At 70.9% G+C, this 13,138-nt stretch carries 11 protein-coding genes; 6 read left to right on the top strand and 5 right to left on the bottom strand.

Annotated elements, in window-relative coordinates:
- The first annotated feature begins 27 nt into the window (after positions 1 to 27).
- Positions 28 to 1,875 (top strand): 4-alpha-glucanotransferase, encoded by a 1,848-nt coding sequence (malQ, locus tag Q0Z83_RS09360; RefSeq protein WP_317793438.1) that lies wholly within the window; start codon positions 28 to 30, stop codon positions 1,873 to 1,875.
- On the opposite strand, the gene Q0Z83_RS09355 is transcribed toward malQ, so the two are convergent.
- A complete protein-coding gene (locus Q0Z83_RS09355; protein ID WP_317793437.1) occupies positions 1,850 to 2,884 on the bottom strand; it encodes a hypothetical protein in 1,035 nt (344 codons plus the stop codon). The genes malQ and Q0Z83_RS09355 overlap by 26 nt on opposite strands.
- Positions 2,885 to 2,905: 21 nt before the next feature.
- Positions 2,906 to 3,583, bottom strand: coding sequence for a hypothetical protein (locus Q0Z83_RS09350; protein WP_317793436.1), 678 nt, complete (start codon positions 3,581 to 3,583; stop codon positions 2,906 to 2,908).
- A gap of 70 nt (positions 3,584 to 3,653) precedes the next feature.
- Here Q0Z83_RS09350 and Q0Z83_RS09345 point away from each other — a divergent pair, with 70 nt between their 5' ends.
- Both Q0Z83_RS09345 and Q0Z83_RS09340 read left to right on the top strand, forming a co-directional pair.
- Positions 3,654 to 3,932: a chorismate mutase gene (locus tag Q0Z83_RS09345; protein ID WP_317793435.1), complete on the top strand. Its 279-nt coding sequence runs from the start codon at positions 3,654 to 3,656 to the stop codon at positions 3,930 to 3,932.
- 134 nt (positions 3,933 to 4,066) lie between these two features.
- Positions 4,067 to 5,401, top strand: a complete 1,335-nt coding sequence (locus Q0Z83_RS09340; RefSeq protein ID WP_317793434.1) for an aromatic acid exporter family protein — start codon at positions 4,067 to 4,069, stop codon at positions 5,399 to 5,401.
- A 26-nt stretch (positions 5,402 to 5,427) separates the two neighbouring features.
- On the opposite strand, the gene Q0Z83_RS09335 is transcribed toward Q0Z83_RS09340, so the two are convergent.
- A complete protein-coding gene (locus tag Q0Z83_RS09335; RefSeq protein WP_317793433.1) occupies positions 5,428 to 6,243 on the bottom strand; it encodes an SAM-dependent methyltransferase in 816 nt (271 codons plus the stop codon).
- Positions 6,244 to 6,342: 99 nt separating this feature from the next.
- Between Q0Z83_RS09335 and Q0Z83_RS09330 the strand changes: the two genes are divergently transcribed.
- The 3 genes from Q0Z83_RS09330 to Q0Z83_RS09320 all read left to right on the top strand — a co-directional run bounded on the left by Q0Z83_RS09330 (position 6,343) and on the right by Q0Z83_RS09320 (position 10,245).
- On the top strand, positions 6,343 to 7,587 hold the full coding sequence (locus tag Q0Z83_RS09330) for a hypothetical protein (protein WP_317793432.1): 1,245 nt from the start codon (positions 6,343 to 6,345) through the stop codon (positions 7,585 to 7,587).
- 19 nt (positions 7,588 to 7,606) lie between these two features.
- Entirely contained in the window at positions 7,607 to 8,479 is an 873-nt protein-coding gene (locus Q0Z83_RS09325) for an aldo/keto reductase (protein WP_317793431.1), read from the top strand.
- Between the two features lie 152 nt (positions 8,480 to 8,631).
- Positions 8,632 to 10,245, top strand: a complete 1,614-nt coding sequence (locus tag Q0Z83_RS09320) for a xylulokinase (RefSeq protein ID WP_317793430.1) — start codon at positions 8,632 to 8,634, stop codon at positions 10,243 to 10,245.
- A 39-nt stretch (positions 10,246 to 10,284) separates the two neighbouring features.
- Here the strand turns inward: Q0Z83_RS09320 and Q0Z83_RS09315 are convergent, their stop codons facing one another.
- Positions 10,285 to 11,448, bottom strand: coding sequence for a hypothetical protein (locus tag Q0Z83_RS09315; protein WP_317793429.1), 1,164 nt, complete (start codon positions 11,446 to 11,448; stop codon positions 10,285 to 10,287).
- Between the two features lie 56 nt (positions 11,449 to 11,504).
- Entirely contained in the window at positions 11,505 to 12,980 is a 1,476-nt protein-coding gene (locus Q0Z83_RS09310; RefSeq protein ID WP_317793428.1) for a M1 family metallopeptidase, read from the bottom strand.
- Positions 12,981 to 13,138: the final 158 nt, after the last annotated feature.

Genomic DNA, 13,138 nt, shown 5'->3' with positions numbered 1-13,138 from the left:
GCACCGCCCAGCCGGGACCGTTCTCCTATGACCGTGACGCCGCACGCCTGCACCGACAGCGAATACGCCGCGCTGGGGGTCGTCCCGCGCTGGACCGATGCCTTCGGCATCGTCCGCGGAGTCGCGGACCGGACCGGGGAGATCCTCGCCGAGCGTTTCCGGCGTGACACCGCCGGCGCCGACGTCGTCATCGCGACGCCGGGTCGATGGCACCCCCGGTTGTACGGCAAGGTCGAACTCGAGGACGGCGACGTGATCCGCGCCGACGGATTCGTCGACCGGCCCGGCTACCACCGCCTGACCAGCGACGACGGGTCCACCCACCTGGTCCTGGCCGCGCCCGAACAACTGCCGCAGCCGCCCCGCACCGGTGGTCTCGCCGTGCAGCTCTACGCCGCGCGCAGCCGTGACTCGTGGGGCATCGGCGACTTCCGTGACCTCGCCCTGATCGCCCGGTCGGCGGCCGCCCGCAAGTCGGGTGTGCTGATGGTCAGCCCGGTACACGCGATGGCCCCGGTCGCCCCGGCGATGAACTCGCCCTACAGCCCGGCCAGCCGGCAGTGGCTCAACGTCATGCACATCGCGCCCGGCGACGCCCCCGGCGCGGAACGGATCGATCTGTCCGACCTGGCCATCGCCGGCCGGGCCCTGAACGCGCAGCGGCACATCGACCGGGACGCCGTCTGGAAGATCAAGACGGCCGCCCTGGAGCGGGTCTGGACGATCACCCGCCGCGACGAGCCGGCCGAGTTCCAGGCGTGGGCCGACGAGCGTGGCGCCGACCTGGTCGCCTTCGCCACCTGGTCGGTGCTGGCCGAACTCTACGGCGGCGACTGGCGCAAATGGCCGGACCGCTACCGGCACCCGAACAGCCAGGCGGTCACCGTGTTCACCGCCGCGCACGCCGACCGGATCCGCTTCCACATGTGGTGCCAGTGGGTGGCCGACCGACAGTTCGCGGTCGCCTGCCGCAGTGGCGTCACCGTCTGCGTGGACGTGGCCGTCGGGTTCGACTTCGGGTCGGCCGACGCCTGGCAGCACCAGGACCTGCTCGCCTTCGACTTCGAGGTGGGCTGCCCGGCCGACCCGTGGAACCGGGAGGGCCAGCGCTGGTCGCTGCCCCCGTTCGACCCGTCCCGCCTCGCCGCGGCCGAGTTCGCGCCGTTCACCGCGCTGATCCGGGCCGGGCTGCGGCACGCCGGGGCGCTGCGCATCGACCACGTGATGCAGTTGTGGCAGCTGTTCTGGGTGCCGGTGGACGGCGGCGTGGACGAGGGCGCCTACGTCCGGTATCCGGTCGACGCGCTGCTCGCCGTGCTCCGGATCGAAGCCTGTCGGGCCGGTGCGTGGATCGTCGGCGAGGACATCGGCACGGTCGCCGCCGAGGTCCGCGAGACCATGGCGGCGATCGGGATGCTCGGCTACCGCACCGAGATGGGCCGGCTGTCCCGGTTCAACCCGCAGAACTCGATGGGCGCCGCGAGCACCCACGACCAGGCCACCATCGCCGGCATCCTGACCGGCTCGGACGAGACCGACATGGACCGGATCGGCAAGGCCTACGACCCGGCGTTCATCGCCGGCACCCGCCGTGACCTGTGCGAACAGGCCGGGATCGACCCGGCCGGGCCGTTCGGGCCGGAGCAGGTGCGCGCCGCGATCCTCGCCGAATACTCCGAACTCGCGGCCAGCCCGTCCCGGGTCGTCGTCGCCACCCTCGACGACGCGGCCGGGGTCAGCGAACGACCCAACATGCCCGGCACCGTCGACGAATACCCGAACTGGCGGATCGCCCTGCCCGCGCCCGTCGAGGAACTGCTGGCGACGCCGCTCGCCCGCGAGGTGCTCGCTACGCTGACGGCCCGTCCGGACTGACCGTTTCGGCCGCCCGCGCCTCTGGAGAGGTGCGGGCGGCGCCGTACACGATGCCGCCGGCTCCGGCCAGCATGCCGGCCAGCCGCAACGCGGCGATCAGATCAAGATCACCCCATCCGGTACGGACCGTCGCCGTATCGAAGATCAGGTTGCCGGCATCGCCGTAGCGCAGTGGCGCGGACAGCACACCCAGGTAGAACACGGCCAGTGCGGCGATCGCGAGCAGCAACCCGCCGATGGCCACCGCCGTTGCGGCGACGTTCCTCGCACCACCGGCCTCGGCCTCCTCAGCGGGCCCCACCTCGTCGACGTCATGCGTTCCGCCGGCGACTCCGGTCCCGTCGATCACGGCCGCCGCCCGCGTCACACGGTAGGCGCCGAGCACCGCGGTCCCGATCGCGAACAGCGCCACCACCAGCGGGATTCCGACGGCGGTGAGCAGGTCGCCGACCTCGCCCTGCCGTTTCTGGCCCGCGACGACCAGTCCGAGGTCGGCGACCGCCACGATGATCAGCAATGCACCGACCGCCGCGGCCAGAACCGCCGGGTGCCCGCGCCGAGGCTCGGTCCGCACCGGCTCGGCCTCGGCCTTCACCGTCAGCGCCGCGTCCGCCGGCTCCGGACCCGCGACCGGCCTCGCCGTCAGCGCCCACAGGAATGCGGCCGAGGCCAGCAGGACCGCGAGGATCGTCAGCCACTCGTCGGCGACCGCGTCCCGCACGAACGAATGCGTGTCGCCGGATGCCGGCTTGAGCACCTGCGGACCGACGACAGGTGAGGTCAGTATGTCCGGAATCGCGACGGCGACGGCCAGCACCGCGATGCCGGCGAGCAACGACCACCGCACCCGGCGGGCCGCCTCGTGCCGGGCGGCGACGAGGACACCGAGAGCACCGAGCGCCAGCAGCCCGGCCTGGGCCGCGAGCTGGTCCGCCCCGAACAGCGCACCCACGATCGCGACCGAGCCGGACGCGGCAGCCGTCAGGAGAACCGGTCGCGAGTTCTGCACGCATCGATCATCGCAGACCGGTCAGGTCAGGGCCGCAGCACGCTGCTCGGCCTTGCGGATCAACTCCCGGACCAGCTGTTCGGAGCCGTCCGAGTTCTCCCACCCGAGGTCGGCGACCACCACGATCGCGTCATTGACCCGGGACAGCGCCGCATAGTGGTTGACGGTCGCCGGCTCCTCGTCGGCGTAGGCGAACTTCTGACCGATCCGGACCAGCATCGAATCGCCGCTGGACTCGATCACGTCCCACCGGTGCTGCCCCTCGCCGAGCCCGCCGGGGCACTTCTTCAGCGCCGCGCCGACGTCCTCGAACTGCTCGGCCGCTCCCCCGCCCCGGTGCCGCCCGACGAACTCCACCACCACACTCGGGGTACTGGCCTCCTCCTGACCCGGCACCGCGTACCGCACCGCCACCGCGTCCGTCCGGGAATCGTCACTCGGGTAGCGCTCCTCACCGCACGGCCGCAGCGGCCGCACGTGCGAGAACTGCCCCTGCTCCAGCGGCTCGGCCTGCACCCCACCGACGTCGTCCGGTTGCAGCAGAGCCGAGGCCGGGATTCCGGTCGCCGCCGCGGTCGTGCTCGACTCGACCGGAACACTCGTCTCAGCGACCGGACTCGTCGTCACCACCGGGTCGGCGGCGGAGGTACACGCCGTCAACGAGACGCACAGAAGCCCGGCACTTGCCGCGAACCACATCGATCTACTCTGCATCCCCGATCACTGCCCGCGAAACCGCTCCCCCACACCCGTCCGGCAGGATGGCGGCATGGCTTCTCTTGCGGACGTGCGACAGGCGATCGACAGCGTCGACGAGCAGATCGTCGCCCTCCTCGCGACACGCGAGGGTCTGGTCCGGCAGGCCGCCACCTTCAAAAAGGACGAGCAGGGGGTACGAGCACCCGCGCGCGTCGAACAGGTGCTCACCAAGGTGCGCGCCCTGGCCACCGAGCGGAGCGCCTCGCCGGAGGTGGTGGAGAGCGTCTACCGGGCCATGATCACCGCGTTCATCGACCTGGAGCTGACCGAGCACCGACAGCGCGGCTGACCCGACGCGCGCCCGGGCCGGGCCACTCCGACGAGGGCGACGGTGATCACATTTGCCCTTTTTGAGCGATTGGCCGACGAAACCGCCGATAGTTTTTGCGTCGGATACCCGTACGCGGAAAGAAAGCTGTTTCGTTGTTTCAGTCGCTCCTCCAGTCCACCGATCCGATCACGGTCGTCGCTGTCGGCCTGACCCTGTGCGCCGTCGTCGCGACGCTGCTGCGGCGCAAGGTCAAACCGGCAGTCGAGCTCACCTGCCGTGCGCTGCTCGCCCGGATGGTTCCGCACCTGCCCGGGCTGGTGCGGCGGCTGGCCCGTCGATGCGGCGACCGTTTCGAGGCGGAGACCGCCCGGTCGGTGCTGGTCACCGCGGCCGCGGCCGGCATCGCCTGGACCGCGGCGGACACGCTCAACCTGGTCGGCCCGGTCACCGCGGCGATCTCGGCGACCCTGTCGGTGCAGCTCAGCTCGCACGCCTCGGTCCGGGAGGGCGCACAACGCCTGGTCGGCACCCTCGCCGGGATCGCCGTCGCGGTCGTCGTGTGGAGCGTGTTCGGCATCGACGAGTGGGGCATCGCGGTCATCGCCGGCTGCGGTCTCGCCCTGGGCCGACTGCTGCGACTCGGCGACGGCTCGGCCACCGTTCCGCTCACCTCGCTGGGCATCCTGGTCGGCGGCACCGCCGTCACCGAGGCGTTCGTCTGGCAGCGGGTCGCCGCCACGGTCCTCGGCATCGTCGTCGGCGTGATCGTGTCACCGCTGGTCAGCGGCATGACCCCGCTGGAGCGCGCACGCTGGAAACTGGCACACCTGTCGACCGAGATCGCCGCCCTGCTGAGCCTGCTCGGCAAGGGCGTCCGCGAGGGGTACGACCGGGAGCAGGCCACCGCATGGCTGGCCCGCTCCCGCGAACTCGACGAGGACCTGGCCGACGCGGTCGCCGCCGTCGACGAACTGACCCGGCAGGCCCGCTGGTCACTGACCACCTCGGTGACCCGGGTGACCCCGCTCGACCAGACCCTGCGCGCCCTCGAACACGGCGTGCAACAGGTCAACTCGGTGGCCCGCTCGATGTTCGACGCGTCCGCCACCCCCGGCGCCCCGGGCGTCCCCGCGCAGATCGGCCAGGTCCTGGCCACCGCCGCCGACGCGTTCACGGCACACGCGGCCCTGGTCGCCGACCGCCGCGCCGACGCCGACCACGACACCGGCAACCTGCACGAACTCCTCAACGGCCTGCGCGAGGAACGCCGCCGAACCCTGCGCAAGGTCCGCACCGAAGTCGACGACACCGGAGTCCTGGTCCTGACCGGCTCGATCATCACCGACATCGACCGGATGGCGGGCTCCCTGGAGCGCTCGGCCCCCGCTCTGGCGGTCGGCGCCCGAGAGCCGGGCCCGAGCATCCCGGCCGTTTCCGAGGTGCTACCCGCGGTCCGCTTGATCTGGGAGAAGGCCCTGAGCCGCTAGATCCGGAAACGTCCGGGCGCCGTGAGTCAGGGCTTTCGGCCGACGGCCGTCCAGACGTTGATGTCGGAGCGGTCCGGGATCACCGCGCCGGGGTCGGGGCGCCACTCGCTGGCCGGGACCACTCCCGGGTCGACCAGGTCCAGGGTGTCGAACAGGGCGGCGAACTCGTCGTGCGGGCGGGTCCACACGTCGGAGCGGCCGGTTTCGACCAACTGCTGGTAGAGGGCCTGCTGTTCAGGCGTGCCGAAGTCGGACGTGGCATGCGTGGCGACCAGGTAGCTGCCCGGCGGCAGGGCGTCGAGCAGTTCGGTGACGATCGGCTGCGCGGCACCATGGCCGTGGATGAAGTGCAGGACGGCGATCAACATCAGACCGACCGGCTGCTTCAGGTCCAGAGTGTCGTGCAGGACCGGGTTGGCCAGGATCGCCGCCGGGTCGTTCAGATCGGCTTCGATGTACGCCGTCCGCCCCTCCGGACTGCTGTTGAGCAGAGCCCGCGCATGCACCATGACCAGCGGATCGTTGTCGACGTAGACGATCCGGCTCTCCGGTGCGTGCCGCTGCGCGACCTGGTGGGTGTTGTCGGCGGTCGGCAGCCCGGTGCCGATGTCGAGGAACTGCCGGATCCCCGCCTCCTCGGCGAGGAACCGGGTGGCCCGCTGCAGCAGGGCCCGGTTGGCGAGGGCGCCGTCCCGAACCTTCGGAAAGTGCCTCTGCAACTCGTCGCCGGAGGCCCGGTCGGCGGCGAAGTTGTCCTTACCGCCGAGCCAGTAGTTGTAACGCCGGGCCGGGTGCGGCTGGGTGGGGTCGATGCCCCGGGCGGCGGCGGTCCTGTCATCCACGCCCGCTATCTAACACGGACAGTGGACCCCGCGATAGTGCGGTGTCCACGAACGTTCGCCGGGTCATTGTTGTCGTACCCCTGTGCTGGAATGCCGGGTGTGCCGAGACGTCGTGATCCGTCGGGCCCGCCGGTGGTGCACCGCACCGCTCGTGTCGGGTTGCGGCTGACGCGTGCTCAACGAGAGCGGAGTTTCGGCCTGCTGCGTTCCGGCGCCGACGTGTGGGCCTGCGTCCTGGAGATCAACGCCTGGCGGCGGCGGCGCGCAGACACGCCGATGGCCGGTTATCAGCAGTTGTGCAAGCTGCTGACCCAGGCTGGTCCGGGCACCTTCGGGGAGTTGGACACCACCGGCGCCCGGTCGGTGCTGCGCCGCTATTCCGACGCCTGGTTCTCCGCTGCCGCCCGGCGCAAGGCCGGGCATGCGGAGGTGCGGTTCCCGCGTCGTCGACGCGGGCTGCTGCCGGTGCGCTGGTATCACGGCACGTTCGACCTCGACGGCCGCCGCCTCCGGCTGTCCACGGCAGCGGGTAGCCCGCCGTTGTGGCTGCGCCTGGACCGGCTCGTGCCCTACCCACCGGACACCGTCCGGTCGGTCACGCTGCTGTTCGACTGCGGCCGGTTGTGGATCGACGTCACCGCCGAGCTCCCGGTCACGGTCTACCCACCCGAGCAGCGACCGGACCCGCAACGGGTGGCCGGGGTCGACCCCGGCGTCATCCACCCCTACGCCGTGGTCGGTCTGCACGGTCCGGCGCTGCTGGTCTCCGGTAGGGCGATCCGCGCCGAGCATCGCATGCACCTGGCCGACACCAAGGCCCGCCGCAGAGCCACCGCCGCCCGCGCCCCGAAACCCGGCCAACGCGGATCACGCCGGTGGCGCAAGACCCGCCGCCGCGCCCGGCTCGTCGAGACCCGGCACCGCCGCAGGATCCGGCAGGCCCGACACGAAGCCGCCAAGACCGTCATCGGCTGGGCCGTTGTCGGACCCGTATTCCCAAGCCTCGGGGCCGCCGGCTGGTCTGCCGGTCCTGTCGGTTCGCCGGACACCGCGACCTCGCGGCGGCGTTCACCATCGCCACCCGCACCCCGGGCGGCGCACCCGTCACCCCACCGGAGCACATCCCGGCCGGGGCGATCACGCACCGTCGAGCCGGCCGGCACCTACCCGGTGCCGGCCGTTCCCGACGTGATCCACGCCGCCCCCGGGCGGCACCAGGATCAGTTGGCCCGCGGAGGCCCGCCCCACCACCAGGGGAGTCGCTCGCCCACCCCGACAGGAGTGAGCGAGGATCCACAACGAACAACCGGACCACCCGGCGAACGTTCGTGGACACCGCACTAGATCCACTATGGTCGGGATCGTGGAGCTGTTCGACGGACTGACCGGTGTGGCGCGGATCGGGCTGGGGCTGGCCGCGGTGGGCCGTCCCGGTTACATCACTCTCGGCCGGGAGCGTGACCTGCCCTTGCGGACGGTCGAGGCGATGCGGGCGCGGGCACATCAACTGCTCGATCAGGCGTACGCCGCGGGCGTGCGCTATTTCGACGTGGCCAGATCGTACGGGCGGGCGGAGGAGTTCCTGGCCGGCTGGCTTCCGGGGCACGACGACGCGATCGTGGGCAGTAAGTGGGGGTACACGTACACCGCGGACTGGCAGGTCACGGCGGACGTGCACGAGGTCAAGGACCACAGCGTGGGTACGTTCGAACGCCAGCTCGCCGAGACCAGGGCGTTGTTCGGTGACCGCCTGGCGTTGTACCAGGTCCACTCGGTGACCCCGGACAGCCCGGTGCTGACCGATCGTGAGCTGCACCGCAGGCTGGCCGGGCAGGGCGCCGTGGTCGGCCTGTCGACGAGCGGGCCGCGGCAGGCCGACGCGATCCGGGCCGCGTGTGGGATCGAGGTCGACGGGGTGCCGTTGTTCCGGAGTGTGCAGGCCACCTGGAACCTCCTCGAACCGAGCGCCGGCCCGGCACTGGCCGAGGCGCACGCGTCGGGCCGGGTCGTGATCGTCAAGGAGGCGCTGGCGAACGGCCGTCTCGCCGACCGGGACGAGGCGGCACTGGCCACCGCGCTGCGGCAGCCGTGGGCGACGATCGTGCTGTCCGGTGCGGTGACCGGCGAGCAGTTGGCGTCGAACCTGCGGGCGGCCACCGTCGAACGGGACAGTCCGCCGATCGCCGAGCCGGCCGGGGACTATTGGACGACCCGGTCGCGCCTGCCGTGGACCTGATGGCGGAGAGCACGTAGCCGTACCGAATCCGGGGTTTCCGCCGCCCGCGAACCCGGCGGCGCGGCCGCCGCGGCGACCAAACCTCCTTGCAGCGCTGCAAAGATCGCCGGGGCGGTCACGTTCCACCTGTTGGCGTGCGGTATGACATGTCCATGACTGATACGGATGCACGGCCGCCGGCCGGCTTGCGCGCAGCGATCGACGAGGGCCGGACCGCTCTCGGGATCGAGTTGGGGTCGACGCGGATCAAGGCCGTGCTGACCGGACCGGATCATGAGGCGATCGCGGTGGGCAGCCACGACTGGGAAAACCAGTTCGTCGACCGGACCTGGACATACTCCCTCGATGCGGTGTGGGAGGGCCTGCAGGGCTGTTTCGCCGCCCTGGCCGACGATGTCCGGAACAGGTACGGCACTGAGCTGCGCTCGGTCGGCGCGCTCGGGGTGTCGGCGATGATGCACGGCTACCTGGCGTTCGACGCCGAGGGCGAGCTGCTCACGCCGTTCCGCACCTGGCGCAACACCAACACCGGTGACGCGTCCGAGCAGCTCAGCGAGTTGTTCGGCTACAACATCCCGCACCGCTGGAGCATCGCCCATCTGTTCCAGGCCGTCCTGAACGGTGAGGAGCACCTGGGCCGGCTCGCCCACCTGACGACGCTGGCCGGTTACGTGCACTGGAAGCTCAGCGGCCGCCAGGTGCTCGGGGTCGGCGACGCGAGTGGCGTGTTCCCGATCGACGTGACCACGGGTGGTTACGACGCGCGGATGCTGGAGCAGTTCGACGAGCTGGCCGCCGGGCGGGTGCCGTTGAAGCTGGCCGACCTGCTGCCGGCCGTGCTGCCCGCGGGTGAGGCGGCCGGCACGCTGACCGAGGCCGGCGCGCGGCTGCTCGACCCGAGCGGCACGCTGCAGCCCGGTGCCACGCTGTGCCCGCCGGAGGGCGACGCCGGGACCGGTATGGTGGCGACCAACTCGATCGCCCGCCGCACCGGCAACATCAGCGCCGGCACCAGCATCTTCGCGATGATCGTGCTGGATGGTCCGCTGAGCCGGATGCACCCGGAGATCGACCTGGTCACCACGCCGGCCGGCGATCTGGTGGCGATGGTGCACTGCAACAACGGCGCCAGTGAGCTGAACTCGTGGGCGGGTCTGTTCGCCGAGTTCGCGGCGGCGCTCGGTGCTCCCGCTTCCAGTGGGCAGATCTTCGAGACGCTGTTCAAGTCGGCGCTGACCGGCGCGGCCGACGGTGGCGGGCTGATGGCGTTCAACTACCTGTCCGGCGAGCCGATCACCAAGCTGCACGAGGGGCGGCCGCTGTTCCTGCGCGAGCCCGGTAGCGCGCTCACGCTCGGCAGCTTCATGCGCACCCAGCTCTACTCGGCGCTGGCCACCCTGCGGATCGGCATGGACGTGCTGCAGAAGGCCGAGTCGGTCCAGCTCGACAGCATGTTCGCGCACGGTGGCCTGTTCAAGACCGAGGGTGTGGCGCAGAAGCTGCTCGCGGCCGCGATCAACACGCCGGTCTCGGTCGGCAACCTGGCCGCCGAGGGTGGTGCGTGGGGCATCGCGGTGCTGGCCGGGTTCGTGACCGCGCGGCAGCCGGGGCAGAGCCTGGCCGACTTCCTGAACACGTCGGTCTTCGCCGGTGCGCAGTTGGACACGGCGTCGCCCGAGGCCGAGGACGTGGCCGGGTTCAACGCGTTCATGCAGCGGTACGTGGCGGCGCTCCCGGTCGAGGCGGCCGCGGTCGAGCACAGCTGAGCCGATGGTGGCCCTCTTCGCGGAGGGCCACCGTCCGTCTCACCGGTAGATCTTCCAGGTGGCTCGCAGCGCGGTCTCGCGGATCTCCTCGGCCGCGGCCAGGTCGATGCCGTCCGTCATCGTCACCCGCACGTCCGAGATCACCTCGCGGTATCCGGTGATGCCCCGCAGTCGCGGCGGTTCGTCCTGGTAGACGATGCCGCCGACGGTCATGTCGGTGGCGATGGCCGGTGGCTCGGCGACCTTCCCGGCCGGCGTCACCGGGCATTCGCCGATCCGGCGTTGCATGACGCTGATGATGCCGCTCGCGTCGGCGTTGATCCCGACCATCACCGAGACGGCGGCGTCACCCTTGGCGAAGGTGCGCCGGACCGCGGGTCTGGTGTCGCCGAACCGCTGCAGGGCACCGTGGCAGTCGTGCTCGGTGAGGACGGTGCGGCTCTCGACGGTGTCGTCGGCGACGGTCCGGAATCCGGCCGGCAGATCCGCGAGGGTGAGCAGGCCTTTTCTGAGGTCGTCGAGCGATGGGCCGGCGGCGATCTCGGGCACCCGCCGCGCCGCTGATCTGACGATGTCGACGAAGCGGTTCTGATCGGCTTCGGTGGTCCGGGTCTCCTCGATGGTCAGGACGACCGGTCCCCAGCCCACCACCGCCGAGTGGCGTCGGCTCGGCACGCCCTGCTCGTACCGGCTCACCCGGACCATGCCGGCCGCCTGGAGGCCGACGTCGGGCAACGGCAATCTGGTGTTGCTGATCGTGTAGCCCTCGCCGGTGACGACCGGGCATTTCGTGGGTGGATCGGCGGTGTAGCCGATCCACCGGGCGATCGCGTCGGGGCCGTAGGCGAGCAATTGGAGCGCGAGGACGCTGCCGTCGGTGTTGCGGAAGGCGCGGCGCACGGCCGTGATCTCGATCGATCCGGTGTGGCCGAATTCGCTGAACCCGGCGACCGAACACGCGTCGGTGTCGAGCACGTCGATCGGGCCCACCGCGTCGCCGTCGAGCCGGGTGTAGCCCTTCGGCAGATCCGCCACATCGATCAGGCCACGGTTCAGGTCCGACGCCGTGTAGTACTCGTCGCCGAGCGGCGGTGACGCGGCCGGTGCCGGGACGGAGGCGTCGGTGGCGGCCGCCGTGCCGGTGACGGCGACGGCGACCGCCAGAACCGGGGCGGCGCAGGTCAGCGCGATGATGCGTCTCATCCGGCCCACGGTAGGCAACCATCCGGGCGATACCGGTATTTATCGCCCGGATTCGGTCAGTGGTGTGCGGCTGCGATCTGCGGCCAGGACTTCGGCTGCGCGGGTACGGCCAGAGTGCTCACCCCCAGGTCGGGGCGACCCGGCGTGTACAGCCACGTCTGCAGGAACGCGTCCAGATCGACTCCGGAGATCCGTTCCGCGAGCGCCTGGAACTCGGGCGTGGTGCCGGCGTCGTAGCGCCGGCTGTCCGTCCACGCTCGCAGGATCGCCGAGAAGTCCTCGTCGCCGACCAGTTTGCGCAGGTGATGCAGGGTCAGCGCACCACGGTCGTAGACGGCGCCGTCGAACAGGTCGCCCGGGCCCGGGTCACCCGGCAGCACCTGCCAGAACGGGTCGTCGGCCGGATACAGCGTGCCGTAGACGTAGTCGGCGATCTCCTCGGCGGTCCCCTCACCCTGGTCCTCGGACCAGAGCCACTGGGCGTACGACGCGAAGCCCTCGTTGAGCCAGATGTCCTTCCACTGACCGACCGAGACCGAGTCGCCGAACCACTGATGTGCCAGTTCGTGGACGATCAGCGAGTTGTTCGAGCCCCGGCTGAAGGAGCGTCCGTCGTACACCGGCCGGGTCTGGGTCTCCAGGGCGAAGCCCTGATCTCCGGCGCCGGTGACCACGCCGCCGCGCGCGCCGAACGGGTATGGGCCGAAGAGCCCGGCCAGCCAGTCGGTGATCTCGTCGGACCGCTCGACGCTGCTCTTCGCGGCTGCGGCCGTCGTCTCGTCGAGGCGGGTGTTGTACGCCGTGACGATCGGGCTGCCGTCGGCCGACGTGTCCTGGTAGGTGTCGAAGTCACCGATCGCGAGGAACGTCAGGTAGGTGGCCTGCGGCTTGTCCTGCCGCCACGACCAGCGGCTCCACCCGTCGAAGGCGGGCGTCGCCCAGCGCGTCGGGGTGCCGTTGGAGATCGCCTCCACGCCGTCCGGCACGAGCACCGACACGTCGAAGGTGGCCTTGTCGGTCGGGTGGTCGTTGCTCGGGTACCACCACCAGGCGATCTCCGGCTCGTTGACGGCCAGCGCACCGTCCGGGGTGCGGTTCCACGAGGTGAAACCGGCGGCGACGACGTTCGACGGGATGTCGTCGTACTCGACCACGATCGTCAGCGGAGCGCCTTTCGCGATCGTGCGGGCCGGTGTCACGACCAGCTCGTGGTCGCTCTGCCTGGCGAAGGTGGCGGTCCGGTTGTTGACCCGCACCGACTCGGTGGCCAGCGCGAAGTCGAGGTTGAACCGGGACAGGTCCTGGGTGGCCGACGCCAGGATGGTGGTGGTGCCGGTCAGCCGGTCGGTGTCGGGGTGGTAGCGCAGGCGTATGTCGTAGTGCGCGACGTCGTATCCCCCGTTGCCGTATTCGGGGTAGTAGACGTCGCCGACGCCGGCGCTCCCGGGCGCGGGTACGGCCTGGGAGGCGGACGGGACACCGAGGACGACGGCCAGTACGGCCGCCGTCACGGTGAAGGTTCTGCCTAGCAAGGGTGTCTCCCTTCACGGAAGGATTCCGATCGGGGAAACGTACCAACACATTTAAAAGGATCTATTAACGGGTCGTTCGGCCGATAGGTTCGGAAAACCTCGCACGCGACCGATCAGTTCGGGTGGGCTCGCCGGTCTCTACCGGTACCTACTTCAGC

Source organism: Actinoplanes sichuanensis (assembly GCF_033097365.1).
Taxonomy (GTDB): domain Bacteria; phylum Actinomycetota; class Actinomycetes; order Mycobacteriales; family Micromonosporaceae; genus Actinoplanes; species Actinoplanes sichuanensis.
The sequence above is the reverse complement of the archived record's forward strand: the minus strand, read 5'-3'. Positions and strand labels throughout refer to the sequence as shown.